The sequence below is a fragment of the Thermodesulfovibrio sp. TK500a genome, from assembly GCF_055381765.1.
The window spans coordinates 229,107-254,997 of the sequence record NZ_AP041606.1 but is presented as its reverse complement, the minus strand read 5'-3'; the positions used below and the strand labels follow the sequence as shown (position 1 = coordinate 254,997).

Genomic DNA, 25,891 nt, shown 5'->3' with positions numbered 1-25,891 from the left:
ATATCAATTTTAAGTATATATCAATTTTCAAAGCCATAATGACACATATATATCTAAGTTCCTTCAATCTTTTTGTAGTAATGAATTCTTTGAAGTAATAAAATATAAGTTTTTGAATATTAACAGCTTATCTCATATAATAAATAGATGGAAAGATAAGGAGGAAAGGGTTATGTTAAAAATTGATGCATTATTATCAGGCAAGGAGAAAATTTTGGTAATAGGTCTTGGATATGTGGGACTATCATTAGCTGTTGCTATGTCAAAATACTTTAAAATTGTAGGCTTTGACCGAAATAAAAACAGAATTGAAGAATTGAAACAAGGTATAGACTCAACGTTTGAGATTTCTAAGAAACAGCTGGTAAATTCTAATATTGAATTCAGAGAAACATTAACTCCGCAAGATAAATTCAAATTAATAATAGTTGCTGTTCCAACACCTGTTGATAAGCTTAAAAATCCTGATTTGTCCTTTCTTGTTTCTGCATCTGAGGTGGTAGGTAGACATATTTCAAAGGGTGGGGTGGCTGTATTTGAATCTACAGTTTATCCAGGAGCAACTGAGGAGGTTTGTGTTCCTGTTATTGAAAAAGAAAGCGGATTAAAATGGAAAAGAGATTTCTGGGTTGGCTATTCCCCGGAAAGAGTAAATCCAGGAGATAGGGAACACTCAATAGAAAGAGTAGTAAAAATCGTATCAGGAGATACTCCTGAGACACTTGAGCTTGTAGCATCGGTTTATGGGAAAGTAATCAAGGCAGGTGTTTATAAGGCTCCAGATATAAGGACAGCAGAAGCAGCCAAAGTGATTGAAAATATTCAGAGGGATATTAATATTGCCTTGATGAATGAGCTGGCATTAATTTTCCACAAATTAGGACTTGATACAAAGGAAGTCTTGAATGCTGCTAAGACCAAATGGAATTTTTTGCCCTTTGAACCTGGGCTTGTAGGGGGTCATTGCATACCTGTTGACCCTTACTATCTTGCCAGAAAATCTGTAGAGGTAGGACACGTTCCAGAGTTAATTTTAGCTGGTAGAGGTATAAATGAGTCCATTCCCCGTTACATTGCTCATGAAATACTGAAAATTTTAATAAAAGCTGAAAAAAAGGTTAAAGGTTCAAAGATTTTAATTTTAGGTGCGACTTTCAAGGAAAATGTGCCTGATTTAAGAAACAGTAAGGTAATTGAATTAAGCAAGGAATTAGAGGATTTTGGAATGCAGATTTATCATTATGACCCAGTTGTGATGAAAAATGACATAAACCATGAATACAGATGGAATTTTATAGATAATATAGAGAACCATTTACCCTATGATTGCGTTGTTTTAGCCGTTAAACATGAAGTTTTCATTAAGAAATTTAGCCTTGATTTTTACAGTAAAATTATGAAAACCCCTTGTATAATTATTGACATAAAAGGTGCTTATGATAGAGAGGAAATTTTGAAGAAAGGATTTCTTTATTGGAGATTATAAAGTTTTATTTGAATATTGCAAATATAAATCAAGCATACTTTTGCACATATGTTCTAAAGTATATTTTTTTTCCACTTTCTTTCTTCCTGCCTGTCCCATCTTATATGCTAAATTTGGCTCTTTAAGAATTTCCAATATTTTGGATGCTAATAAACGAGGCTCATTCGGAGAAACAAGATATCCATTTATGCCATCATCAATTACTTCTCTTACTCCATCAACATCTGAACCTATCACAGGTTTGCCCATTGCCATTGCTTCTAAGAAAGAAGTGCCGAGAGCTTCCTGTAGGGTGGGAAGAATAAATAAATCAATGGAATTAAGTATCTGAGGAATATCATTTCTGTGTCCAAGCATAATTACATTTTTCGAAAGTCCATACTGCTTAATTTTTTCCTCAATATTTTTTCTTTGAGGACCGTCTCCGACAAAGACAAAAATTGCTTCTGGGATTTCTCGTAAAACTTCAGGAATTGCTTCAAGGAGAATGTGATGACCTTTTTTCTTTCTTAAAACTGCTACAGTGCCAATTAGAGGAATATTTTCGTCTAATCCAAGTTCTGCTCTAAGATTTTTGTTTACTTTATCAGGATTGAATTTTTCAAGGTCGACACCGGTGGGAATAGCATAGACTTTTTCAGGATTAATTCCTTTACTTATCAAATAGTTTCTTACATATTCACTGACTGTAACAACAAGGTCTGCAAGAATTTTATACGAGAAAGTTGAAGTTATTGGCAGTGCAAGATGTCTTGTTCTTACTATCAGTGGTTTTCGGGTAGAGATTTTTCCTGCAAATCCAGTAATATAGGTGTCTTTTCCGCTATGAGTATTAATAACATCAATTTTTAACTTTTTAATTAATTTAACTGTGTAGTAAATCGTTTTTAAATCATAACTTTTTCGCATTGGAGTGGTGAAAACTTCTATACCAACATCTCGAGCTTTTTGGGCAAGTATGCTATCAGGCTGGCAGAGTATATATGTTTTTGCACCTAATTTCTGAATGCCTATGCATTCATTTAAAATTCTATTTTCCTGTCCACCCCAACCAGGTGAGGATTCAGTGTGAAGCACTCTTATAGGCATTACTGCGTTATCTCCTTAGTGAGTCTGACAATGGCCTCATATACTGAATCGACATCTACATCGTCTGCTTTTTTATTATTACCTTGAATAAGAGCATGTCTCACCCCCCATGGTCTCCACCTTGCAGGGTCTGTAGAACCCCATATTGTTACAATAGGCTTGCCAAGAGCTGCTGCTATGTGCATTGCTCCTCCATCAAGGCAGACAACAACTTCAGCTAAACTCAATGCAGCTATAAGCTCTCCAAGATGGACGGTCTTGTAAGGAATAATCTCAGGAACGGCTTTTGATATAAACTCAGCTTTCTCATCATCTCCGGGATGATAGGGATTGTTTTCAGAGCCTGGGGACCATAAAAGCATAACATTTACATCATGATTTTTTAAGATGAGTTTGGCAAGTTTTATAAACTTCTCAGCAGACCATCTGTTTTCAGGCTTTCTGCTGCTTATGTGGAAGGCTATCTTTCTGTCATTCTGAGGGGTCTCAATGACCCCGAAGAATCTCTCCTTTTTAAGCAATTCATTTACCCTTTCAATCTCGTATGATGATGGATATACCCTCATTTTGTCTGGTTTTTCATTTATTCCCAATGGTAAAAGTAAGGCAAAAACTCTCTCCACTTCATGCATTGGTTTTTGAGGCTCTCTGATAGGCATATTATAAAAAAATGAATTTTCAACATTTTTAGGTAAATAGCCAATTCTTAATTTTGCTCTTGTCATATATGTGTATCTTGCAAGTCTCGGTGAGTAAGAACCGCAGGCAATAGCGATATCATATTTTTCTTTTCTTATTTTTGAGAGAACTGTGAGATTATTCAACCAAACCTTCAATTTGTTTTTTTCAGGGACATGCTTGGCTTTCTCATAAACATATATTTCATTAATATCTGGATTATTCTTTACTGCATCTGCATTATAAGAGTTGACCAATATTCCAATTTTTGCTTGAGGATAAGCTTGTCTTACTGCATATATCGCAGGAGTTGTGCATACGAGGTCACCAATATTGTCCCGGCGTATGAAAAGGATTTTGGAAATCATTTTAGCAATCTACAGATTTTATAGATTTTATTAGCTCTATTTTCATAGGTATAGTTCACAGCTTTTATCTTTGCATTCATGCTTAATTTATCATACAATTCTTTTGAATTCAAGACTTTTTTTATGGCATATGCTAAAGATTCAGGGTTACCAGGTTCAAAAAATATGGCAGTCTCATTATCTTGTAAGATTTCCCTAAAAACTGGTAAATCTGAAGCAACTATGGGAATCCCTGCAGCCATGTATTCAAATAATTTTAGAGGAGAAGAAAACTGTGATGGACCTTCTGAAATATTAGGTAGCACAGCAACTTTAGCCTTAGAAAGATACTCTGGTATCAACTCATGAGACACTGACCCAATAAATTTCACTCTATCTGCTACATTTTCTTTAATAGCTAACTCTTTTAATTTCTCAAGTCTGTCTCCTCCACCAACAATTAATAATTTTTCATTTGGAAGAAACTTCATTGCAGATATCAGAACATCAACTCCCTTCCATGCATATAAGCTTCCAGTATAACAGATGAAGGAATTATCTAAATTTCTTTTTATTTCAAGCCATTCTTTTTTGAAAGCGTCATATATTACGAAAATTCTATTCTCTTGGACATTGATTAATTTTAGTAAAAAATCTCTAAGCTGATTTGAAATACATATCAGAGCATCAACTTTTTTGTATATTTCAATTTCATTTTTTTTTAACTTGGCTTTTTGAGATAAGTTCAATGAATCATTGAGATGAAAAATTTCATGAACTTCAAAAATAATATGGTTCGTAATCATTTTTCGGAATCTTAATAGAAATTTTGCAAGTTTAAGATGCCTGAGAAATATAACTGCTTTTTCTTTTTTTTTTAGTAATAAATATGCTAAAAGTGAAAAATTGAAAATTCCATTCCAAGAAATTTTGAGAAATTTGCCTCTTTCTCTTCTCATTATAGGCAGTTTAACTATATTTAGATTTTTACAGGGTTTAAGTCCATAAAAGTTAAAAATTTTTTCTTTATCACATCCTTTCTTCAACCCAGTAATGAGTTCTACTGATAGCCCTTTTTGAGCAAGTGCATGACAAGTATTTATAATTTGAATAAACCTCGCTCTATTGTCAGGAAAAAGCTCTGGAACAGGGTATATAATTCTAATCATAACCTTTTTGGGGTTTAATATAATTTAGATATCCAATGGTAACTGGCAAAATAAATATCCATTGTATAAATCGCATATCTTCTACTAAACTGTGTATAAGTAAACCACTTAATGCTGCTAATATTGATATACCAATAATTTTTATATCTATATTTTGTTTAGAAAATCTTATATAATAAATCAAATATCGCATACAAACAAAAACAAGAATTATAAAAATAACTAAACCAACAATCCCTTGTTTGTATAGAATTGATAAATAAAAATTATGAGGAGAATAAGTTTCTGAAGGTTGATGATTAAATTTATCTAAATACCACTTTCTGAAATCCTCCAAATATGTCATTCTTCCAAGGCCGTTTCCAAAAATTTTATTAATGAAAGATAAATTTGAATAAATTTCAATTGCAGCAGGCCAGACTATTTCAATTCTTAAAGAAGTATCTCGCTTTAAAAGCTGTTTAAATTTCATATTAATATAATTAGGTGAAATAATATTTATTAAAAAACAAAAAATTAATAAGATAATCATGATAATAGAGATTAGCCATTTAAAGTTTACTTTATTTAAGTAGAAATAACCATATGCACAAATAAAAAAACTTATAAATAAACTAATCCATCCTCCTCTACTTCCTGTTAAAATAACTGCTACTGAGCCTAAAATTAATAAAAATAACCCCAAAAATTTAAAAAGTTTTGATTCTTTTATAAATAAGAAAAAAACAAAAGGAAGAAAAATTTCTAATGGAACAATATATTTTCTAATACTTTTGCCATAGTCTTCATTTAGAATTAGAATTTTTTTATAAAAATCATAATAAGTAAAAATTGTAAAAATTAAAGCCATGATAATGAAAAGATATGTCAATCTAATAATTTTATCCTGTGAGTTAAGGAATCCTAAAAAAACAATACCTACTAAAAACAATTTCAGGTAAGTTCTTTTAAACCATTCCAATGAATACAAAAAAGATGGAGCAAATAAAGAAGCAATAATGCCAGATAAACAAAAAAGGCAGAACAATATAAATAATAGGATAGAATTATTTAAGCGAATAGGATTTTCTTTCAATACTAAAAATCTAATTATTAAAAGAGAAAAAGGTATATATATACCTATAACTCTTAATGTTTCTCCTTTATCCATAAATAAAAAGATAATAAGTATGTAAATGAAAAATTCATTTAATAGTTCCAAATTTTTTAAAAAGTGGTTATTTGACATTAATTTATTCCTCCAATTGCCTATAAAATGTCTCTGTCTTTTCCGCTATCACATCCCAACTAAAGTTATTTTCTACAGTTTCTCTACCTTCTGCTCCGATTCTTTCTCTCAAATTTCTATCTTCCATTAAATTTTTGATTAAATTTACTAAGTCTTCAATAATTTTATCCTCACTGATAAAGAAACCATTCAATCCATCTACAATAAACTCTCTTAGACCACCTTTTTGTCTGGCTATTACAGGAAGTCCTGAAGCCATTGCTTCTATTGCTACCATACCGAAAGGTTCATTAAAATTAGATGTTAGTACCACAACATCTCCAATCAAATAAATTAGATGCATTTTTGAAGGAGGAAAAACATCGGTAAAAATTATTTTATCCCTAAATGAACTTGCTTTCTGTATTATATTTTTAGCATACTCATGTCTATCACCTTTTTTTGAAACTTCACCGATAACTAAAAATTTTATATTTTCAATATCTTTCATTTGAATGGCCGTTTCTACAAAATGTTCAACGCCTTTTTCAGGAGAAATCCTGCCAACAAAAACTACCACAAAATCTCTATCTTTAATATTAAATCTCCTTCTCAAATTTCTTCGTATATCTAAAACTTCCCAATATGGTCTAAATCTTTTCAGATCCACTCCATTGTATATAGTTTTATATATTTTTGTCTTTATTTTATCGTTATTTCTATGAATATTTACAATATAATCACTACATCCAACAAAAGCATCAATTAAAATTTCCTTATTTACATTAATTTCATTATGAAAATGCAAAACTATCTTTATTTGTCTCTTTAGACTTTCAATAACAGGTAAAGCCCATTTAAATGTATTGTGAATATGTAATATGTCGGGTTTGACTTCGTCGATAATTCTTAAAATTCTTTTGGGGTAGGATAAAGGATCAAGTTTGGTAATTTTTTGAAATAATCTTTTATATACTGGACTAAAATTGATTCTGTGAAAATATATTCCATCTTGGTATTCTTTCCCGCGATAATATGGATCACCTATAGAAACAATATGAGGCTCAAAACTAAGAACTCTTTTTGATACTTCATACATCCATGTTTCTACAGCTGCACCTTTTAATGGAGGGATGGGATGAACTGGATCTGAAAACATGAGAACCTTCTCAGGCACTTATGTTCTCCAGAAATCTATAAATAACTCTGTCCCAGCTAAAATTCTCAATAACTCTATTCCTTCCTTTTATCCCTAATTCTTTTCTAACGTATGAATTTTCAATTAGAAATTTTATCATATCAGCAATAGCATTTTCATCTTTTGGAGAAACCAAAATTCCAGCATCTCCTACGACTTCAGGAATTCCTCCCACAGTGGTTGAAATTACTGGAACTCCGCATGACATTGCTTCAGCGATCGAAATGCCAAATGTTTCATTAGCTATACTTGGAAAGACTGCTATATCTGCTATAGAGTAATATTTAGGCAATAAGCTATTGTTAATATTTCCAAGAAAAATAAACTTGTCATTTAAATTACTCTCAAATACGATTTTCTCTAAATTTTTTCTTTCTTCTCCATCTCCAATTACTAAATACTTTATTAAATATCCTGCTCTAATTAATTTATCTACCGCTCTAATACTGTATTGAACACCTTTCCAGCCTACAAGTCTACAAACAGTAATTATTACTGTCTCATCTTCTTTTATGTTTAATTCTGATTTGAGCTTAATATCTGGCATAAGAGGTTTAAAAATATCTGTATCTATTCCATTTGGTAACACAATAGGTCTTACGTTAGTATATTCTTCTATCTGATTAGCATTAAATTCACTACAGGAAAACAAAAAATCAATCTTTTTAACCATTTTTCTATATCCAGGAAAAAATTCTGTGCCTCCTGAGAAAAAAATTATTTTACAATTAGTTAGCTTTTTTAAATATAAAGCCACTGGAAAATCATAGGGCTTAAAGATACAGAAAAAATCATATTTATTTTTTTTCAATTCAGGTAATGCATAATAGGCAAAAGATAGTCTTTCCATAAATTTTCTAAAGCGTGAGCCAAAATCAGGAAATTTGTTACGAGGAAGATATGATAGGGTTATTATTTCCAAATTTTCTTTATCTGTCAAAATATCATTTGTTTTTCCTCCATACAGATATATCTTTATATTTCTATTTGAGAGATTTTTTGCTAGTCCCCAACAAAAAGTCTCAATTCCACCTTTTTTGATTGTTGTAGTTAAGTTATAGAGAGCGATGTTCAAGTAAACCACCCTTTACAGCTTTGAATACTTCATCTACTTCTATTAAATCCATACAAAAAGGAGACTTACATTTCTTTGTCAGGCATGGGTTACATGGCTTTTCTTTTGCGATAATTCTATGCAAATGCATATCTTGAATTGGTCCTACTCCCCAGAAATTGGTTGGGCAGAAAAGAGAGACTGTTTTTTTCTTTAGTGCTACTGCGATGTGCATAGTGCCCGTATCATTTGTCACTAATATATCAAGCCTATTTATTAATGCCACAAGTTCTTTCAAGGATAACTTCCCAGCCATAGACATTACTTTATATTTTATCCCATCTTTTACTTGATTGCATAGATCTATCTCTTTTTTAGACCCAAGAATTAAAATGAATATATCACTATCAAATTCGATAAGCTTTTGACCAAGTTTTATAAATTTATTCTGAGACCATATTTTATATTTATTTGCTGCACCTACTTGAAAACCAATTAACTTTTTATTATTAATCCCAAGTTCTTTAAGTAATTTTTCCACTCTTTCATTTGCCCTTTTATCTAATAAGAGAACCATTTCTCTTTTATTTGTCTTACAATCAATAAAATAAGCTGCTTTTAGCCTTACCTCAATGCCATGATGATTCCATGGATTTTCAAATCCATTGGTTTTGTTACTTAATAAAAATCCAAACTTTTTTGGTATCGGCACTTTAACGATAAATCTCGCTCCTCCGAGGTATGCCATTGGTGTTGCCTGAGGTTCGTTGCCATGAAGAATCACTGCTACATCAAATTTGTGTTTTCGAAACTCTCTTATTGTCCTAAAAAACTTTTTCCAGCCTCCGTAGTAGGGAATTATTCCGTCTATGTGGGGATTGTTTTCAAAAAGTTCCATGTTTTTTACATTGAAATGGGCAATTATTTTTGCATTGGGATATCTTTCCCTTATAGCTCTTATTGCAGGAGTTGACATAAGTGTGTCTCCAATAGCTGTTGAGGAAACTACGAGAATATTCCTTACCTCGTCAGGATTAAAATATTTCAGTTCTGTTTGTCTTTTGTCAAATTTTTTGATTATTTTTAATAAAAAATACAAAAGATTTTCTCTTATCCTGAGTTTCATCTGCCTCTTTGATTTTTTTAATATTATTTTTGAGACTATTCAAAAACCTGTAATTTATTTAAAATCAATAAATCACAAGTCCTATTTTCTAATTACCTTCATCTGTCATTCAGAGCCGATCGAAGCGAGCCCTGAGCCGTAGGCTAAGGGTCTGCGAGGAATATCCAGATTTTTCAAGTTAAGAGATCCCTCGGGCTTTGCCCTCGGGATGACCCCATAGGGTCAGATTCCTCGCACCCATTTAGGGTGCTCTGAATGACCATTAGTAATTGAAAATTCTCTTATTTTTTATTTATACTCTCACCTGTCATCCTAAGCCTTGCAAGAAAAAGCTCTAAACTAAAGATGAAGGTAATCTAATATACGATTATTTCAACAACTCATCAAGAAAATTCAAAAATTTATCTATTTCACTTTTATATTTTTTCTTTAATTTCAATGCCTTTTTAGCAACAATCTTAAACTTATCTTTATCAATATCAACATCGTAGGCATGCCTGAAAAAATGTCTGAAGGCTCTTAATTCATTTAGGCAGTAAAAGCTTTCATCAGAAAGTAAAGCAGGTCTTATACCTTTAATCTCAAGATTCATTCTCTCAAGCAAAGATTTATGCCAGTAATCTTCTATGGTGTTTTCAAAAGTCCTCATAATACTCTTAAAAATTCTTTCAAAGCCCGTACAGATTTGATTTATATAAAAGGCAGATTCAATCAGTTTTGAATACTCTCCTGTTTTTTCAAATTCTTTGTAGGAAGCAGAAAATCTCTTAAAAAGTTTATTTAACTTCTCGGTATCTTTCTCAATTTCACTTTTTAAAACTGCAATGCTTTCTCTCATATATAAGAATTCCTTCTTTTCTTATCTTTTCCTTAAAAGGAATTTCGCTAAGTAATCGGATATCCACTTCTCTTTTAAAGTATCTGTTTATTTCTGTGTAAAGCTTAAGAAGATTCTCAAAATCTAAGTCTGGTTCCACAGCAATATCAATATCTGAATGCTTATTAAATGAGAGCTCTACCATTGAACCATAAAGATAAACCCTTTCAAGCTCATATTTTTCCCATAGCTGTGAGAGTTCCCTCAATGTTGAAAGTATTTCGTCTCTCTCTTTTTCTTTAAGGGCTATTTTTTTCTGATGTTTTTCTAAAAGATAATTTTTGACTAACTGGGTATCTATTTTAGTGCTTTTCATATTTTGATTATATCACATAGCTTTTCAGAATATCTTTGACTTCAACAGGCTTTATATCAAAAAGGCATTTGCTTATTTTACTTCCTTCACAGCCGTCTCTACCACAGGGAATGCAGATCCAGTCTCGCTGGATTACCACATTTTTCCCGAATTTTTGTATGCCATTTCTTTTCTCATAAGGAGTCTCATTAGCTTCATTATCCCATGGTCCCCAATGAAATGCTCCACTTGGACCAAAAAGTGCCACTACAGGTTTTCCCAATGCAGCTGCTATATGCATGGGTGCAGTATCTATGCCGAAATATAAATTACAAACAGATGAAACTGCTATCAGTTGTCTGAGAGTTAATTTCCCCGCAAGGTTAATTAATGGAGCAGGCTGTCTGTTTGCTTCAGAAAAAGCTGGCAGATAAGAAATAATTGTGTCAATTTTTCTTAATTCTTTCTCCTCTGCTGACGCAGTCAAAACTACTTTGCAACCTTTATCTATGAGCCATTTTATAACCTCTGCCATATGTTCATCTCTCCAACATTTAAAAAGCCAGCGAGATGTAGGATGAATATGAACAACTTTATAGTGAGTGAAAGGCTGAATAAGATTTTTTGCCCACTTTTTTTCATCTTCTGTGACATTAAGAGTTACTTCAGGTTTTATGGTTTTTATTCCCATCTTTTCAAGCAAGTCAAAATTCTGAAGCACCGTATGTTTGTTGCCATCTATTTCAAAAATATCTGTATAAAAGTGCTTTTTCCCTAAAAATCCCCTTGCGCTTATTCCAATTCTTCTTTTTGCTCTTGAAAAATATGATATTATCGCTGCCCTGTCTCCTCCTGTTAGATCTATGGTTGTATCAAACTTCAATTTTCTTATAAAATTGATAAATCTCATCTCCTCAGCATACCTATCTAAAAAAGGCAATTTTTTTATCCCTCTATCATAGGTGATAATCTGGTCTACATAGGGATTTTTCTCAAGAACAGCCTCCGTGCCTTTATTTACCAAAGCAGCAATAAAAGCCTCTGGAAATTTCTCCCTTAAAGCTTTGAAAACAGGTGTTGTAAGTAAAACATCTCCAATGTGACGAAGCTTTATAACAAGAATTCTCTTATACACCTGATGAACTCCTCTGCAGCTTTCTCAATAGGAAACTGCTCTGCCTTTTTCCTTGCAAATTCTCCCATTTTTTCAGTATCTCTCATGGTAATGTTAATTTTATCTGCAAGTTCTTCATAGTCGAAAAGATTTTTCAATGTAAAGCCTTCCTTTCCTTCCTCTATTAACTCTGCAACGCCATTATTTATTGTAGTAATAACAGGTAGTCCTGATGCCATTGCCTCAAGAGTTGCGTTACTGAAGGGGTCATAAATGGTTGGAAGCACAAAAAGGTCAGCCATTGCATAAAAGTTTTCAATTGCCTTTGTTGTTCCAAGGAAGAAAACTCTATCTGAAATATTCAAAGCTTTTGATATCTTCATGTATTTTTTAAAATTTCCTTTTCCCACTATTATGAGTAAAATTTCTTCAGATCTCAAAATCGACAAAGCCTTAAGAAGAGTAGAGAGTCCCTTTCTCTCAAATCCTGAACCAACAAAAAGAATTATTTTTTTGTCTTTTGGAATTTTGTAGATTTTTCTTAATTTCTCTTTTTCTCTTTTTTTATCTGGTGAAAACTTAATAGTATCAACGCCATTATAGATGACCACTATTTTTAAAGGAGATATTCCATAACAGTTAATGATTTCATTTTTTATCATCTCTGAATTTGCGATGATTAATGGAGTTTTTTCAAATATTTCTCTTTCAAGCCTAAGATAAAATCTGTGAAGGGGATTGATTTTAAATGAGAGCTTTCTAAATTTTGATTCTATTAGAGAGCGTAATTCAAGCCATCTTATGTGACAACCCTCTCCAGCTCTATAAATATGCTGGTTGGTTGTTCTTTCAAAACTAATCACACAATCAAAGTCTTTAAGGTCAATATTTAAATTGCGATTGAATGTGTAAGCTTTCAAAAAAGAGCCAATGGAGAGGATAGGAACATGGTGAAAAATTATCTTTTCCTCATTAAGCCAATTGTTTGAAAATATGTGAATCTCAAATTTTTCTCTCATCAGTGACTGCAAAAGCGTGTGAAGATATCTTTCAGCACCGCCGTGAAAAGAAAAGTTCCTTTTAATAAAAGCTATTTTCATCCTATTCTTACACTATGATATATCTTGGTAAGCTGGAAGGAGCTGTAAATTATTAGTTTTTTATTAAGCCATCCTTTGCCTTTGTTTTTTACAGCAATTCGTTTAACATAGGAGTAATCGTCCAAATTTGCCCCTCTTTGAGTGGTATAAAGAATCTTAAATCCGAGTTCTTTAGCTAAATCTACTGTTTTATTGTCATAAGCTCCTTTAGGCCATGCCAAATGTGAAGGAGTTTTATTTAAATGTTTTAGTATTAAAGCTTTAGATAGTTCCAAATCTTCTCTGACACTTTTATAATCCTTAGTTTTTATGAAATCTGGAATATTATGGCTGTGCCCATGACTCTGGATATCAAAAACACCTTCGCTTTCCATTTCCTTAAGCTCACTCCATGTGCACATTACTTCATGTCTTCTTTCAGTATGAGCAATTTCCCACATTTGCTTGTGTGACAGAATCTTAAAATCATTTCTCTTGAGCTCTATATCAGATATAAAACCAGTGGCAGCAAATAATATTGCTTTCATTTTATATTTCTTTAAGATAGGATAGGCATAAAGGTAATTGTCTAAAAAGCCATCATCAAAAGTAATAACAATGCATTTTTTTCTTGACTCTTTTGGATGTTCAATTAAATATGAGAATTCTTGACTATCAAGTGCCTTCCAACCCTTTCTTTTCATTTCTAAGATTTGAGATTCAAAATTTTCTGGAGTAATGCTTAGTTCTATTGAAAAGGGAATTACATGATGATACATTAGCACTGGTATTGAATTAAAAAGCATTTTCAATTTTCTCTCATCTCCTCATTTAAAATCTTTCTTACATACTCTATTTCTTCCTCTTTTGATTGAAGTCTACCGAGAAGTTTTTCTTTGAGGATTGTATCAAAGATTTCTCTGTATTTCGGCCCTGGTGTTATGCCAAGATTCTTTAATTCATTACCAGTTATAGAAGGCTTGATATCTTTTAGTTTGGTAAGATATAGAGAAATTCTTCTCTTCTGTTCTTCTGAGGCGAATATCATAGCAAGAATGACTGTTTCTATTTTAAGGGGTTTCAGGATTGTGTAAATTTGGGCTGGTTGGTCTGTTATGAGTAATCTAAGGGTGTTGCGAGCGGTAGAAATACTATCTATAATCTCTTTTTTAATGTGTTCTGGGGGCGATATTTTCTCAAGTGCTTCCTCTCTCTCTGTATCCTTAAGTCTCCATAACAGAACCATAAGGTAAATAAGTTCTTTCCTGTAATTTTCTTTTAAGTAGAGAAGTTCTATGCCTTGTAGAGTTTCATATGCTTTAGATATATCGATAGAGACATACTTTTCGTCAAGAGATTGATGTATTACTTTTATTAAACCATAGTCTTGCATTCTTTTTAATGAATTCGGAGGCGAAGTCTCCCTTAAAAGTAATAAAAGCTCATCATAAAGTCTTGAACCTTTCAGTTTTTCAAAAATACCCATTCTAACGGCAAGTTTTATTAGGTTTTCAGTATGTTTTGATATTCTAAATCCTAATTTTTCTGCAAATCTAATAGCCCTGATTGCTCTTGTAGGGTCTTCCACAAAGCTCAGATTATGAAGCACTCTTATTCTTTTTTCCTTTATGTCTCTCTGTCCTCCAAAGAAATCCAGAAGTAAACCAAAATCTTGTGAATTCAATTTGACTGCAAGTGCGTTTATGGTGAAGTCCCGTCTGTATAAATCTTTTTTTATGGATGAAGTTTCAACTTTTGGTAAAGCAGCAGGTGATTCATAGTATTCTGTTCTTGCTGTTGCTATGTCTATGTGGAAATCTGATGTTTTACCATTCTTATATAGCTCTTTTATTATTTTTGCTGTTGAAAATCGAGGATGGGGGGTTACTTTTCCTTTTATCCTCTCGGCAAGCCTATAAGCAAACTTTATTCCATCTCCTTCAACAACTATATCCACATCTGGACTGGGAATTCTCATGAGAATATCTCTTACAGAACCTCCAACAAGATACACGCCAAAGTTAAGTTCATCGGCAAGTTCTCCTGCCTTCAATAAAATCTCATAGACTTCTTTAGGGAAAAACTCTTGTAGCAGATTTGCTATATTTCTTCTAACTTCTTCATATGTTTCCTGTTTTGGCTGAGAGAGTTTGAATTTTCTCATGAGTTCTTCATATAAATTCCGTAGTATATCTGTTCTCGTTATAACACCAACAACTTTATTTTCTCTTAGAATAGGCACAAATCTCTGATTAAGTTCTACCATATTTTTTTCTATCTCCATAATTGGAGTGTCTTCTTCAGCAGTATAAGCATCTGTTGTGGCAAAATCGGAGACTTTCGATTTTTTAAGCCCATGAAAAATAGCCTTTTCAACTACTCCTCTTGTGATAACTCCCATGTAGCTTTCCTCTTTTACTACAGGCATTGCATTAATTCCATACTTGGTCATGATTTTTTCGGCCTCTTTAATGGGAATATCCCACTGAACAGAAATTACAGGCGTAGTCATTAGGTCTTTAGCTAATTTTAAAGGTTTAACATGATTTTTTATTCCTTCGATAATCTCTTCAATAAGAAGATTAATCGGCATGTCTCTTATTGTCGCGCTTCCTGCAGCCCAATGACCACCTCCACCAAAAATTGACAGTATACTGCCCACATCGATTTCCGGAATGTTACTTCTTCCTATTATTAGGAGTTTATCTTCCATTCCTACAATTATAAATAGTGCATCTGTATCTATGAGTTCCATGAGTTTATGAGCTATGTGGGAGATATCCTTTGACAAGTCGATAACACCGTGGGTAATGTGTATTCTCTTTTCTCCTACGATGTGTTCATCGAGATTTTTTAAAAGTTCATTGAAGAGAGTAATCTCTTCTTTTGTGAGTTCTTCCTTAAGAAATTGCGATACGATGTTTAAATTGGCACCTCTCTTTAGAAGATATGATACTGCCTCTAAGTCTCTCGGAGTGGTAGATGGAAATAACAGGCAGCCTGTTTCCTCGTAGATGCCTAAGCAGAGAAGAGTGGCTTCCATCGGTGAGATGGCAATTTCCTTTTTTCGAAAAATTTCTGTAAAAAGAGAGGATAAAGCTCCTATCGGTTCAGTAATTTCAAAGTCTGCTTTTATATCATCATCGCCTGGAGGATGATGGTCATAAAGATGAATTTTGACTTCTGGCTTTAAAAAATGGGATAATTCGCCTATTCTTGCTATACTTCTGGTGTCAACTATAATTAAGGTGTTTATTTTTTCATTTTCAATTTCCTTTAATTTTTTTATTTCAAAGAGTTTGAAGCTTTCATGAAATAGTTTTACTCTTTTTTCCATAGAGCCTGGAAGCACTACAACTGCCTGAGGATATAATTTTTTCGCTGCCATACAGGATGCGAGGGAGTCAAAATCTGCATTAAGATGGGTAGTAATTACCTGCATTTATTTGAATTGTTCAATTGCTTCTTCGAAAGGAATAAGCTCTCTACAATCATAGAGCGTTGATATGGCAGATGTATATGTGTGAATATTGCTTTCTTCAATTGCTGCTATTGGATTTAGCCCTCCCACTACGATAATGCCCACTCTATCCATACCAACGGGTATATCTAATAGGGGTTGATTAGGTTCGCCAAACATCATTATTCCCTGAAATCCTCTTTTCTGCATTAGTGAATAAATTTCCTTCACCTTATCTATGCATACGATTGGAATTTCTCTAAAACTTGCAAGAACTCTACCAGAACCGCTATTTATTGCACCTAAAACATCTGTCATTTTACCTCTAATAAAAATTTCTAAGGGGTCAAGAGAAGTTCCATCGTAGCTAATAAGTGCTCCAAATCTATAGGGCTCTCTATCTCTTATTTCGAGAACACCTCCAAAGCGTGATATTATAGGCACACCATTTTTTAGCAAGATGGCATTAAGAGTAACGCTACAAACAGTTCCTATACATATATGGTCTTCAGGCACAAGTATGTTTTCACTGTCTTTCTCTAAAATTAAAATTCTATCACTCATTACATAAGGAGAGGCAAAAACACTTTCCATTGCCTTTAAAGCCTTCCGAAATTTATTTTTCGGTATGTAAGTAACATTAAGAATAAGCTTACCTTTCATTGATTCAAGGTCGAAATCCGATTGATAACTTAAGGTTTCAATTTTATTTATTATAAAACCTACTTTTTCAACGGTGCTTGCTGTTTCAAGTTCTTTTCTGCCTTTATCAGTAATTTTTCTTCCTTCCTTGCCAAAAACTTTTGTAAGTCCTCTTTCATCGAGAATTTTTAGATGGTATCTAACAGTTCTCTCTGAAAGATTAACACCAAACATTTTTAGTTTTTTTGATATCTCCTTTGAACCAATTATTTTATTCTCCTTTGAGAGAATTTTAAGTATTGACATAAGTGTGCGATTCATTTCTCCTCCCGCTAACCTTTATCCTAAAAATTATAACATGGGTTCATTTTAATTGAAAAAAATTAGGAAATTTTCTGCCGAAAAATTCATTTGTTTAATAAACCATACCAAACAATTTAAATGTTGACAAAAGAAAGAATAAATGGATATCTTAAAATCTCCTATGTTAGTTTTTTTCAAGTTTTTAGGTGAAAAGGTTTTTCAACTACTCGCATTTTTGGGGAAAATTTCAATTTTCCTCGCTGAATCAATTTATCATGCCCTTTATCCTCCTTTCAAATTTCGAAATTTACTAAGACAGATAAGGTTTTTTGGTAACAAATCAATTATCGTAGTTGTATTTACAGGCGCATTCAGCGGAATGGTGCTTGCACTTCAGGGTTTTTATGCTCTCAACAAATTCGGAGCAGAGGCTCTCCTTGGACCTGTAGTGGCTTTATCTTTAATAAGAGAGTTAGGGCCGGTTTTATGCGCCCTAATGGTAACGGGAAGGGCAGGTTCTGCTGTTACAGCTGAAATTGGAATAATGCGAATAACTGAGCAGATAGACGCACTTACAGTAATGGCAGTCAATCCTTTTAAATACGTCATTGTTCCTAATATTCTTGCAGGTATAACAACATTTCCTTTGTTGACGGCAATTTTCGATGTAGTTGGAATTTACGGCGGATATCTTGTATCTGTTCATGCATTAGGTCTAAGCGAAGGAACATATTTTGCTCAGATGGAGCTCTATGTGGACATGGAAGATATAAGAATAGGTCTTTATAAATCTCTGAGCTTCGGACTTCTCGTTACATGGATATGCACTTTTATGGGATATAATACAGGCTATGGAGCAAGAGGTGTAAGCAGGGCTACAACTAATGCAGTCGTTTTATCATCTGTCGTAATTCTTGTTTGGGATTATATTCTTGGAGCAATTCTGTTATGATTGAAATAATAGAACTTTATAAATCCTTTGGAACGCAAGAAGTTCTAAAAGGAGTTAATCTTAAGATTAATGACAACGAAGTAACAGCTATTATAGGAAGAAGTGGAGGAGGCAAATCGGTCTTGCTCAAACATATTGTTGGTCTCCTTAAACCTGACAGAGGAAAGATATTAGTGAAGGGTGAGGACATTACAAAATTAAAGGGAAGCAGGCTTGATGAAATACGCTCAGATATTGGTGTTGTATTTCAGGGAGGAGCTTTGTTTGATTCAATGACTGTTTATGATAATGTAGCATTTCCTCTAAGGGAAAAGACCAAGCTCGACAGGAAAACAATTCATGAGGCTGTATTGACTGCTCTTAATGATGTAGGACTTCTCGGCATGGAGTATAAATATCCCGCTGAACTAAGTGGAGGAATGAAAAAAAGAGTTGCCCTTGCAAGAGCCTTAATTGCTAAACCTAAGATTATACTTTTTGATGAGCCTACAACAGGACTTGACCCTATTTTAGTTCACTCGATTCATAAACTAATAAGAGATACTCAGCAACAGTATAAATTTACAGGCATAATCATAAGTCATGAAATTCCAGAAATCTTTGAAATTTCCGATAAAGTTGCGGTGCTTCACGATGGAAAGATTGTAGAAGTTGGCACGCCCGAGGAGATAAAAAACAGCAATAAAATTGTTGTAAAAAACTTTATACTTGGAATAGAAAATGGAGGTACTGAATGAAAAGGGAAAATATTGAGATAGCCGTTGGAATTTTTGTCTTAATTGGAATTTTAGCTCTTGGTTATCTATCTTTTAGACTTGGCAAAATAGAGCTCTTTTCAGCAGATTCATATACGATATATGCCGAGTTCGACAAGGTTGGAGGAATAAAAAAGGGCTCAGTAGTAGAAATAGCTGGCGTTCCAATCGGTTCGGTCGAAAGAGTTTCTATTAACGATAAATATCATGCCGTTGTAGAGATTAAGATAAGGAGTTCTATAAAACTTCCCGATGATTCAATTGCCTCAATTAGAACAAAGGGGCTAATAGGAGAGAAATATATTCAAATAACTCCTGGAGGTTCTGACAGATACATTGCTAAGGGTGGTAGAATAAGAGAAACAGAATCTTCAATAGACATAGAGGAGGTGTTATCAAAATATGTATTCGGTAAAATTTAAAACCTCAATTGTTCTGTTCGTTTTTCTTTTTACAGGGTGGGCTTTTGCAGAGGAAAATATTTCCCTTGATTTGAAGAGTTGTATTGAGAGAGCTGTTAGATTCCATCCAGAATTGGGAGAATACAAGAAAGATATTGAAATTTACAAAGCAAAGCTAAGCCAGGCAGAAAGTGCTGTCTTGCCTCAGATTGAACTAATGGCCATAGGTGGTCCGTCACCAAAAGCAGAAAAAGAGACCCTTTCTCCAGAAATTAAGACAGATGTTAAATCAACAACTATCAATGGCGTTTTTGGCATGATTACTATGCAAGTTTTACAGCCAATTTACACTTTCGGAAAGATTACGGGCTACAAAACCGCTGCAGAGGGGGGTATTAAAGTCTCAGAGGCAGAGCTGGAAAAAAAACGTTCAGAGATTATTCTGAAGACAAAAGAGCTATACTGGAGCTTAGCCCTTGTAAGAGAGTTAAAGGGGCTTGCTACGGAAATTAAAGAAGAACTTGAGAAGGCCATAAAGAAAACAACAGAGGATTTAAAAAAAGACATTCCATCCGCAGACGAACTTACGCTTTACAAATTGAAAACCTATCTGGGAGAGGTTAAAAGAAACCTGAACGAAATTGAAAAAAATGAAGCTCTTATTACAGAAGCTTTGAAGTTCATGACAGGAATTCCTTTAACGCAAAGAGTTAATATAATCACACCTTCGCTAAGGTATGAGGAGGCTCAAATAAATAAAGAAGAAATGATAAATAAAGCACTTGCTCTCAGACCTGAAATAATCCAGATAAGAGAAGGGCTCAAAGCAAAAGAAGCGTTGGTTAATGTGGAGAAAAGTAATCAGTATCCCCAGATTTTTGCTCTCATAAAAGGCAACCTTTCTGGAGCAACGAATAGAGATAAAATCCATAATCCCTATATTTCAGACCCCCTTAATAGTTCTTATATAGCAGCAGTTCTTGGAATGAAGCTAAATATAGATTTTGGAATTACTAAAGGCAAAATAAGAGAGGCTCAGATAGAATACGAAAAAATACTGGAAAAGAAAAAACTGGCCGAGCAGGGTATCCCCGTTCAGATTACCAAGGCCTATTTAGAATATTTAGAAGCAACCAAGACAGCTAAAGACATGGAAGAGGCCTTTCAGAATGCAAAGAAATGGTTGGTAACAGCTGATGCCAACTTGGACATGGGTATTGGAGAAACAAAAGATTTAGCCGATGCAGTTCTTGCATATGCTACAACAAGGGTCAATCATCTAAGGTCTCTTTACAATCAAAAAATGGCAATGGCAAATCTCTATCAACTGTCAGGACTGGATAAAGAGGAAAGGGAGGTAAAAGAATGAAAACAAGAAGTTTTATATTCATATTAATGTTAATGGTCATTCCCTTTATTAGTTTTTCTTTAGTATTTGCTCAGCTCTCTCCAAAAGAACAGGTTAAGATTACCGTAGATAATGTAATTTCTATTCTCAAAAATCCAAAATATAAGGGTAAAGAAAAAGCTAACAAAAGAAGAGAAGCCTTGAGAACTGAAATAGGGAAAATATTTGATTTTGAAGAGATGGCAAAACGCTCTCTTGGAGTTTACTGGAGGGAGAGAACTCCTCACGAAAGAAAAGAGTTTGTCGAACTATTTAAAGACCTTCTTGAAAGGTCTTACAGTGGAAAAATAGAGTCCTATACAGACGAAAAGGTCTTATATCTGGATGAAAAAATTGATAACAATCAATACGCTGAAGTAAGAACAAGAATTATAACCAGTGATAAAAAAGAAATACCAATAGACTACAGATTATTCTTCAACGGAAAGGAATGGAAAGTCTATGATGTAGTAATTGAGGGAGTAAGCCTTGTGAGTAATTATCGTTCTCAGTTCAATAAGATTATTCGTAACCATTCCTATCAGGAACTTATCAAAAGAATGAAATCAAAACAAATTGAAGAAATAACAAGGGAGAAAGCATGAAAATTTTGTTAATTGAAAAAAAATCTCTTTTGAATGACTTTATAAAAAGAAGTTTAGTAGAGCAAGAGGTTACAGTTTTTTCTTGTTCTAATGAAGAAGAAGCTCTGAGAAAAATGTCATACTTTGAGCCAGATATTGTCATGTGTCATGAGGAAGTTGGAGGAGAGCGATTATTAAATCTTTGTAAAGAGGTCAGAGAAAAATACTCTCTCCTTTTGCCTATAGTATTAGTGATAAATTTTTATTCTTCTATGGATTTGTCGGCTTTTAGAAATCTTGGAGTAGAGATTCTTGTAAGTCCTCTCGGAGAAGAGGAGTTTAGAGAAATGATTTCTCTAAACATAAAGCCAGCGAAAAGTGAAGTTCAACCTAAGCCCTTAGAGGAAATTGAAGTTTTAGTGGAAAAATTGAAGCCTTATCTAAATGAAATTGTCAGAAAAGAAGTTGGAAATATTCTTAGAGAATTTATGGAGGTTTTAGAGAGGAAAAATGCTTGACAATAAGAATTCTATTTCAGAAAGCTACTCACCCGCTGAAATTGAGACAAAACTTTATAATTACTGGGAAGAAAAGGGTTTTTTTAAACCTCATGAAGACAAAAATACCCCTTCATACTGTATAGTCATTCCACCGCCAAATGTTACAGGTACACTGCACATGGGGCATGCTTTAAATGCAACCTTACAGGATATCCTCATAAGATGGAAAAGAATGCTCGGATACTGTAGTCTATGGCTTCCAGGAACAGACCATGCAGGAATAGCAACTCAGAACGTCGTGGAAAGACAGCTTCTTCAGGAAGGTCTTGACAGGTATCAGCTTGGCAGAGATAAGTTTCTTCAGCGCGTATGGCAGTGGAAAGATGCCTGTGGAGGAAGAATAATTGACCAATTAAAAAGAATAGGTGCATCTTGCGATTGGTCTCGTTTGCGTTTCACAATGGATGAGGGATTAAGTAATGCCGTAAGAGAGGTTTTTATAAGGCTTTTTGAAGAAGGTTTAATATACAGAGATTTGCGGCTTATTAACTGGTGTCCGAGATGCCATACCGCTCTTTCAGACCTTGAAGTTGAACATGAGGAAATTGAAGGCAAGCTTTACTATATCAAATATCCCCTTAGAGAAAATCCAAACAATTACATTATCGTAGCTACAACCCGCCCAGAGACAATGCTCGGAGATACTGCTGTTGCTGTAAATCCAGAAGACAAGCGATATAAAAATTTAATCGGAAAGACTCTTATTCTCCCTCTCGTAAACAGAGAAATTCCCGTAATTGCTGATGAATCCGTAGACATGGAGTTTGGAACAGGAGCGGTAAAGGTCACACCATCCCATGATTTCAATGATGCTGAAATAGCTCAGAGACATTCACTTCCTTATGTATCTGTTATTGACGAAGAGGGTAAAATGACTGTTCAAGCAGGTAAATACGAGGGAATAGACAGATATGAGGCAAGAAATAAGATAATTACAGACCTTACTGAATTAGGACTTCTTGAAAAGATTGAAAAACATAAACATGCAGTAGGACACTGTTACAGGTGTAAAACGATAATAGAGCCCTTCCAAACAGTTCAGTGGTATGTAAAAATCAAACCTCTTGCAGATGAAGCAGTAAGGGTTGTGCAGGAAGGTCAAATAAAATTTATTCCTGAGGGCTGGATAAACAACTACTATGCATGGATGAGGGATATAAGAGACTGGTGTATCTCCAGACAGCTTTGGTGGGGACATAGAATTCCTGTTTGGTACTGTACTGACTGCAAAACGCCAGATGGAGTTGAACAGGGAAGACTAATCGAAATTCTCTTCTACAAACCTATCAAATTAGGAGAAAAAGAGGTATGGGGTGGAAGTTTCTCTGAATTAAGAAGTTATGGAATATCAAAAGAAGAGATTGAAGGCAAAGCTAAGATAATAAAAATTCCCAAAGAGATTATACCTTTATCAAGTAGAGAAGAACCAGAAAAATGCCCTAAATGCGGAAGTAAAGAGTTTATTCAAGACCCAGATGTGCTCGATACATGGTTTTCTTCAGCTCTCTGGCCTTTCTCTACTCTTGGTTGGCCAGAGGAAACAGAGGAACTGAAGAGGTTTTATCCAACAAGTGTGCTTGTTACAGGTTTTGACATTATATTTTTCTGGGTTGCCAGAATGATTATGATGGGAATGAAATTTATGAAAGAAGTCCCATTCAAAGATGTTTATATTCATGCACTTGTAAGAGACTCGAAAGGGCAGAAAATGAGTAAGTCTAAAGGAAATGTAGTTGACCCTTTAGTAATGATAGAAAAATATGGAGCAGATGCTTTTAGGTTCACTTTAGCTGCCTTTGCGGCGCAAGGAAGGGATATTAAATTTTCAGAAGATAGAGTAGAAGGCTATAGACATTTTATAAATAAAATATGGAATGCCATGAAGTTCATCATGGGCTTTTCTAAATTAAGAACGAAAGATACTGTTTCCGTTGATGAAGTTAGAGAGCTTAAGGATAAATGGATTCTTTCAAGGCTTTCATTCACAATACATGAGACAAATCGGGCTCTTGAAGCATACAGATTTAATGATGCTGCAGGAGCTATTTATCAATTTCTATGGCATGAATTCTGTGACTGGTATATTGAGTTTTCTAAAGTTATACTCTATTCTGAAGATGATACGAAGGAAGACACTGTAAACTGTCTTTTTTTCGTATTTGAAAATATAATTAAACTTCTTCATCCCTTTATGCCATTTGTGACAGAGGAGATATGGCTTAATATCTTAAAAAAAGACAAATCTCTAATGATATCCTCATACCCTAAAGCAGAGGACATATCAAGAGATGAAAACTCTGAAATAAAGATGAACCATCTTATCAATAGCATATCTGGCATAAGAAGCATAAGAGGAGAACTTAACATCCCTCCATCAGCAAGAGTAGACGTTTTTATAAAAACCTTCAATGAAGAAGTGAATAACATACTGAAAGAATCAGCTAAATTTATAAATAAGCTTGCGAAAGTGAATAATCTGGAAATTGCAGGTAACATAATCAGGCAAAAGGGTAGCGCCATAGCTGTTGAGAGAGATTTCGAAATCTACATCCCCGTAAAAGACATGATAGACATAGAAAAGGAGAAAAATAGACTTCTTAAAGAACTTAGAAAAACCGAAGAAGAGATAAAATTTTTAAACAAAAAACTTATGAATGAAGATTTCATAAAGAATGCTCCTAAGGATGTTGTGGAGAAGGATAGGTCAAAATATGAAGAACTTCTTATGAGAAGTGATAAAATAAAAGAGAATCTTAAGGTTCTTGAAGAACTCAATTAGGAGGTAAAAAAATGGAGCAAAAAATAGAAATCGAAAGTCAGAATATGGATATAGCTGAAGCTGAGTTCATGAATGTAAAACAGAGCACTATTAGAGCCGTAGAAGCAGGGAGCGCTGAAATGCAACAGGTATGCGCTTTAAGTGTTGATGCGGAGAAGGCCGAGATAACTCAAGGTGCTATAGGTTTTGTTAAAGCAACAGATATAAGCATGAATCAATGTATAAGTGGAGTTTCTATGGGAGAAAAGACAGAAATAAATTTTTCATTTAGTCCCCTGTCAATAGGAAAGGAAGAGGCAAAAATAAAAAAATCAGCTGCCGGTTTAGTAATTGGCAATAATGTGGAAGTTAAGAATTCAGCAGCTCTAATTGTGGTGGGTAAAAATGTTGAAGGTAATATAACAACTCTTTTTGACTGGAAAAGCGCTCTTGCTGTAACAGCAGTTGCTGGAGGAATTTTTGGTATCTTAAGACTTTTCCTCAGAAGATGATGTTTAATCCTATTGTTGATAAGTTTTTTAACCTTGCAATATTAGAGGATATTGGAAATGGAGACATAACATCGGAACTACTAATTCCAGAAGATACTTTTGCTAAAGCTCATATAATTTGTAAAGAAGATTGTATTTTAGCTGGTTTACCTTTTATAAAACGTTTTTTTGTAGTTCTTTCTTCATATTTTAAGCTCAAATCAGATGGTGTGGATTTCATAGATTATTGCAACGATGGAGATTTTGTTAAAAAGGGAGAAATAATCTCTGAATTGAAGGGTAATGCGAGGCTATTACTTGCAGGAGAACGTATTGCCCTTAATATCCTCCAGAGACTTTCTGGTATTGCTACACTGACATCCAAGTTTGTGAGGAAAACAGAAGGATATGATATAAAAATACTCGATACAAGAAAAACAACTCCCTGTATGAGATTCATGGAAAAATATGCTGTCCGTGTAGGTGGAGGTTTTAATCACCGATTTGCCCTTTATGATGCTGTCTTAATAAAGGACAACCACATTAAAATTACAGGTTCTGTAAAAGATGCCATAAAGCTATCCAAAAAAAAAGCTATTCATCAGAAAATTGAAATAGAGGTCAAGAATATTGAAGAGTTAAAGGAAGCAGTTTTAGAAGGTGCAGACATAGTAATGCTTGATAATATGGATATGGAGAGTATAAAAAAAGCAGTGCAAATAGCAAAGGGCAAGGTTTTGCTTGAAGTATCTGGGGGAGTAAATCTTGAAAATATACATGAGATAGCCTCGACAGGCGTTGATTTTGTGTCTATTGGAGCACTTACACACTCAGCAAAAGCCGTTGATATTAGTATGAAAATTAGGGAGGTTCTATGAG

The 25,891-nt window shown here is 33.8% G+C and carries 24 protein-coding genes; 10 read left to right on the top strand and 14 right to left on the bottom strand.

Going from position 1 to position 25,891, the window contains the following annotated elements:
* The first annotated feature begins 172 nt into the window (after window positions 1-172).
* Window positions 173-1,486, top strand: coding sequence for a nucleotide sugar dehydrogenase (locus ACZ430_RS01295; RefSeq protein WP_464910626.1), 1,314 nt, complete (start codon window positions 173-175; stop codon window positions 1,484-1,486).
* On the opposite strand, the gene ACZ430_RS01290 is transcribed toward ACZ430_RS01295, so the two are convergent.
* The 14 genes from ACZ430_RS01290 to ACZ430_RS01225 all read right to left on the bottom strand — a co-directional run bounded on the left by ACZ430_RS01290 (window position 1,481) and on the right by ACZ430_RS01225 (window position 17,142).
* Window positions 1,481-2,575 carry a glycosyltransferase family 4 protein gene (locus ACZ430_RS01290; RefSeq protein WP_464910625.1) on the bottom strand — a complete coding sequence of 365 codons (1,095 nt, stop codon included), beginning with the start codon at window positions 2,573-2,575 and terminating at the stop codon, window positions 1,481-1,483. The genes ACZ430_RS01295 and ACZ430_RS01290 overlap by 6 nt on opposite strands.
* On the bottom strand, window positions 2,575-3,621 hold the full coding sequence (locus ACZ430_RS01285; protein ID WP_464910624.1) for a glycosyltransferase family 9 protein: 1,047 nt from the start codon (window positions 3,619-3,621) through the stop codon (window positions 2,575-2,577). The genes ACZ430_RS01290 and ACZ430_RS01285 overlap by 1 nt, the downstream gene beginning before the upstream one ends.
* Window positions 3,618-4,769 carry a glycosyltransferase family 4 protein gene (locus ACZ430_RS01280; RefSeq protein ID WP_464910623.1) on the bottom strand — a complete coding sequence of 384 codons (1,152 nt, stop codon included), beginning with the start codon at window positions 4,767-4,769 and terminating at the stop codon, window positions 3,618-3,620. The genes ACZ430_RS01285 and ACZ430_RS01280 overlap by 4 nt, the downstream gene beginning before the upstream one ends.
* A complete protein-coding gene (locus ACZ430_RS01275; RefSeq protein WP_464910622.1) occupies window positions 4,762-5,997 on the bottom strand; it encodes an O-antigen ligase family protein in 1,236 nt (411 codons plus the stop codon). Before ACZ430_RS01275 ends, ACZ430_RS01280 begins: the two co-directional genes overlap by 8 nt.
* A gap of 4 nt (window positions 5,998-6,001) precedes the next feature.
* Window positions 6,002-7,153 (bottom strand): glycosyltransferase, encoded by a 1,152-nt coding sequence (locus tag ACZ430_RS01270; protein ID WP_464910621.1) that lies wholly within the window; start codon window positions 7,151-7,153, stop codon window positions 6,002-6,004.
* On the bottom strand, window positions 7,146-8,249 hold the full coding sequence (locus ACZ430_RS01265; protein ID WP_464910620.1) for a glycosyltransferase family 4 protein: 1,104 nt from the start codon (window positions 8,247-8,249) through the stop codon (window positions 7,146-7,148). Before ACZ430_RS01265 ends, ACZ430_RS01270 begins: the two co-directional genes overlap by 8 nt.
* The gene (locus ACZ430_RS01260; RefSeq protein WP_464910619.1) at window positions 8,230-9,354 is read right to left on the bottom strand and encodes a glycosyltransferase family 9 protein; all 1,125 of its coding nucleotides are present in this window, start codon (window positions 9,352-9,354) and stop codon (window positions 8,230-8,232) included. The genes ACZ430_RS01265 and ACZ430_RS01260 overlap by 20 nt, the downstream gene beginning before the upstream one ends.
* 367 nt (window positions 9,355-9,721) lie before the next feature.
* Window positions 9,722-10,192 carry a ribonuclease toxin HepT-like protein gene (locus ACZ430_RS01255; protein WP_464910618.1) on the bottom strand — a complete coding sequence of 157 codons (471 nt, stop codon included), beginning with the start codon at window positions 10,190-10,192 and terminating at the stop codon, window positions 9,722-9,724.
* Window positions 10,161-10,547, bottom strand: coding sequence for a nucleotidyltransferase family protein (locus ACZ430_RS01250; protein ID WP_464910617.1), 387 nt, complete (start codon window positions 10,545-10,547; stop codon window positions 10,161-10,163). The genes ACZ430_RS01255 and ACZ430_RS01250 overlap by 32 nt, the downstream gene beginning before the upstream one ends.
* 7 nt (window positions 10,548-10,554) lie before the next feature.
* A complete protein-coding gene (gene rfaQ, locus ACZ430_RS01245) occupies window positions 10,555-11,661 on the bottom strand; it encodes a putative lipopolysaccharide heptosyltransferase III (RefSeq protein WP_464910616.1) in 1,107 nt (368 codons plus the stop codon).
* Window positions 11,637-12,740, bottom strand: a complete 1,104-nt coding sequence (locus ACZ430_RS01240) for a glycosyltransferase family 4 protein (RefSeq protein ID WP_464910615.1) — start codon at window positions 12,738-12,740, stop codon at window positions 11,637-11,639. The genes rfaQ and ACZ430_RS01240 overlap by 25 nt, the downstream gene beginning before the upstream one ends.
* Complete coding sequence (locus ACZ430_RS01235; protein WP_464910614.1) at window positions 12,737-13,525, bottom strand: polysaccharide deacetylase family protein; 789 nt, start codon at window positions 13,523-13,525, stop codon at window positions 12,737-12,739. The genes ACZ430_RS01240 and ACZ430_RS01235 overlap by 4 nt, the downstream gene beginning before the upstream one ends.
* A 2-nt stretch (window positions 13,526-13,527) precedes the next feature.
* Window positions 13,528-16,161: a CBS domain-containing protein gene (locus ACZ430_RS01230; RefSeq protein ID WP_464910613.1), complete on the bottom strand. Its 2,634-nt coding sequence runs from the start codon at window positions 16,159-16,161 to the stop codon at window positions 13,528-13,530.
* On the bottom strand, window positions 16,162-17,142 hold the full coding sequence (locus ACZ430_RS01225) for a DUF128 domain-containing protein (RefSeq protein WP_297213898.1): 981 nt from the start codon (window positions 17,140-17,142) through the stop codon (window positions 16,162-16,164).
* 163 nt (window positions 17,143-17,305) lie between these two features.
* Here ACZ430_RS01225 and ACZ430_RS01220 point away from each other — a divergent pair, with 163 nt between their 5' ends.
* From ACZ430_RS01220 to nadC, 9 genes are read left to right on the top strand one after another with little or no spacing between them, the layout of a single operon-like run.
* Window positions 17,306-18,076 (top strand): MlaE family ABC transporter permease, encoded by a 771-nt coding sequence (locus tag ACZ430_RS01220; protein WP_464910612.1) that lies wholly within the window; start codon window positions 17,306-17,308, stop codon window positions 18,074-18,076.
* Window positions 18,073-18,813: an ABC transporter ATP-binding protein gene (locus ACZ430_RS01215; RefSeq protein ID WP_339943119.1), complete on the top strand. Its 741-nt coding sequence runs from the start codon at window positions 18,073-18,075 to the stop codon at window positions 18,811-18,813. The genes ACZ430_RS01220 and ACZ430_RS01215 overlap by 4 nt, the downstream gene beginning before the upstream one ends.
* Window positions 18,810-19,253, top strand: a complete 444-nt coding sequence (gene mlaD, locus ACZ430_RS01210; protein WP_297213888.1) for an outer membrane lipid asymmetry maintenance protein MlaD — start codon at window positions 18,810-18,812, stop codon at window positions 19,251-19,253. Before ACZ430_RS01215 ends, mlaD begins: the two co-directional genes overlap by 4 nt.
* Entirely contained in the window at window positions 19,234-20,601 is a 1,368-nt protein-coding gene (locus ACZ430_RS01205) for a TolC family protein (RefSeq protein ID WP_297213883.1), read from the top strand. Before mlaD ends, ACZ430_RS01205 begins: the two co-directional genes overlap by 20 nt.
* Window positions 20,598-21,224: an MlaC/ttg2D family ABC transporter substrate-binding protein gene (locus tag ACZ430_RS01200; protein ID WP_297213880.1), complete on the top strand. Its 627-nt coding sequence runs from the start codon at window positions 20,598-20,600 to the stop codon at window positions 21,222-21,224. Before ACZ430_RS01205 ends, ACZ430_RS01200 begins: the two co-directional genes overlap by 4 nt.
* On the top strand, window positions 21,221-21,721 hold the full coding sequence (locus ACZ430_RS01195; RefSeq protein ID WP_297213877.1) for a DNA-binding transcriptional response regulator: 501 nt from the start codon (window positions 21,221-21,223) through the stop codon (window positions 21,719-21,721). The genes ACZ430_RS01200 and ACZ430_RS01195 overlap by 4 nt, the downstream gene beginning before the upstream one ends.
* Entirely contained in the window at window positions 21,714-24,542 is a 2,829-nt protein-coding gene (locus tag ACZ430_RS01190; RefSeq protein WP_297213874.1) for a valine--tRNA ligase, read from the top strand. Before ACZ430_RS01195 ends, ACZ430_RS01190 begins: the two co-directional genes overlap by 8 nt.
* Before the next feature lie 11 nt (window positions 24,543-24,553).
* Window positions 24,554-25,033, top strand: coding sequence for a hypothetical protein (locus ACZ430_RS01185; protein ID WP_297213871.1), 480 nt, complete (start codon window positions 24,554-24,556; stop codon window positions 25,031-25,033).
* A complete protein-coding gene (nadC, locus tag ACZ430_RS01180; protein ID WP_297213868.1) occupies window positions 25,033-25,890 on the top strand; it encodes a carboxylating nicotinate-nucleotide diphosphorylase in 858 nt (285 codons plus the stop codon). The genes ACZ430_RS01185 and nadC overlap by 1 nt, the downstream gene beginning before the upstream one ends.
* Window position 25,891 lies beyond the last annotated feature (1 nt).

Excerpts from the sequence above, each read along its gene's own strand:
- ACZ430_RS01280 (WP_464910623.1), bottom strand. The coding sequence starts at position 4,769 with ATGATTAGAATTATATACCCTGTTCCAGAGCTTTTTCCTGACAATAGA.
- ACZ430_RS01290 (WP_464910625.1), bottom strand. The coding sequence starts at position 2,575 with ATGCCTATAAGAGTGCTTCACACTGAATCCTCACCTGGTTGGGGTGGA.
- ACZ430_RS01195 (WP_297213877.1), top strand. The coding sequence starts at position 21,221 with ATGAAAATTTTGTTAATTGAAAAAAAATCTCTTTTGAATGACTTTATA.
- ACZ430_RS01295 (WP_464910626.1), top strand. The coding sequence starts at position 173 with ATGTTAAAAATTGATGCATTATTATCAGGCAAGGAGAAAATTTTGGTA.
- ACZ430_RS01185 (WP_297213871.1), top strand. The coding sequence starts at position 24,554 with ATGGAGCAAAAAATAGAAATCGAAAGTCAGAATATGGATATAGCTGAA.
- ACZ430_RS01225 (WP_297213898.1), bottom strand. The coding sequence starts at position 17,142 with ATGAATCGCACACTTATGTCAATACTTAAAATTCTCTCAAAGGAGAAT.
- ACZ430_RS01230 (WP_464910613.1), bottom strand. The coding sequence starts at position 16,161 with ATGCAGGTAATTACTACCCATCTTAATGCAGATTTTGACTCCCTCGCA.
- ACZ430_RS01190 (WP_297213874.1), top strand. The coding sequence starts at position 21,714 with ATGCTTGACAATAAGAATTCTATTTCAGAAAGCTACTCACCCGCTGAA.
- ACZ430_RS01260 (WP_464910619.1), bottom strand. The coding sequence starts at position 9,354 with ATGAAACTCAGGATAAGAGAAAATCTTTTGTATTTTTTATTAAAAATA.
- ACZ430_RS01275 (WP_464910622.1), bottom strand. The coding sequence starts at position 5,997 with ATGTCAAATAACCACTTTTTAAAAAATTTGGAACTATTAAATGAATTT.
- ACZ430_RS01240 (WP_464910615.1), bottom strand. The coding sequence starts at position 12,740 with ATGAAAATAGCTTTTATTAAAAGGAACTTTTCTTTTCACGGCGGTGCT.
- mlaD (WP_297213888.1), top strand. The coding sequence starts at position 18,810 with ATGAAAAGGGAAAATATTGAGATAGCCGTTGGAATTTTTGTCTTAATT.
- ACZ430_RS01235 (WP_464910614.1), bottom strand. The coding sequence starts at position 13,525 with ATGCTTTTTAATTCAATACCAGTGCTAATGTATCATCATGTAATTCCC.
- nadC (WP_297213868.1), top strand. The coding sequence starts at position 25,033 with ATGTTTAATCCTATTGTTGATAAGTTTTTTAACCTTGCAATATTAGAG.
- ACZ430_RS01255 (WP_464910618.1), bottom strand. The coding sequence starts at position 10,192 with ATGAGAGAAAGCATTGCAGTTTTAAAAAGTGAAATTGAGAAAGATACC.
- ACZ430_RS01215 (WP_339943119.1), top strand. The coding sequence starts at position 18,073 with ATGATTGAAATAATAGAACTTTATAAATCCTTTGGAACGCAAGAAGTT.
- ACZ430_RS01250 (WP_464910617.1), bottom strand. The coding sequence starts at position 10,547 with ATGAAAAGCACTAAAATAGATACCCAGTTAGTCAAAAATTATCTTTTA.
- ACZ430_RS01200 (WP_297213880.1), top strand. The coding sequence starts at position 20,598 with ATGAAAACAAGAAGTTTTATATTCATATTAATGTTAATGGTCATTCCC.
- ACZ430_RS01205 (WP_297213883.1), top strand. The coding sequence starts at position 19,234 with ATGTATTCGGTAAAATTTAAAACCTCAATTGTTCTGTTCGTTTTTCTT.
- ACZ430_RS01220 (WP_464910612.1), top strand. The coding sequence starts at position 17,306 with ATGTTAGTTTTTTTCAAGTTTTTAGGTGAAAAGGTTTTTCAACTACTC.
- ACZ430_RS01285 (WP_464910624.1), bottom strand. The coding sequence starts at position 3,621 with ATGATTTCCAAAATCCTTTTCATACGCCGGGACAATATTGGTGACCTC.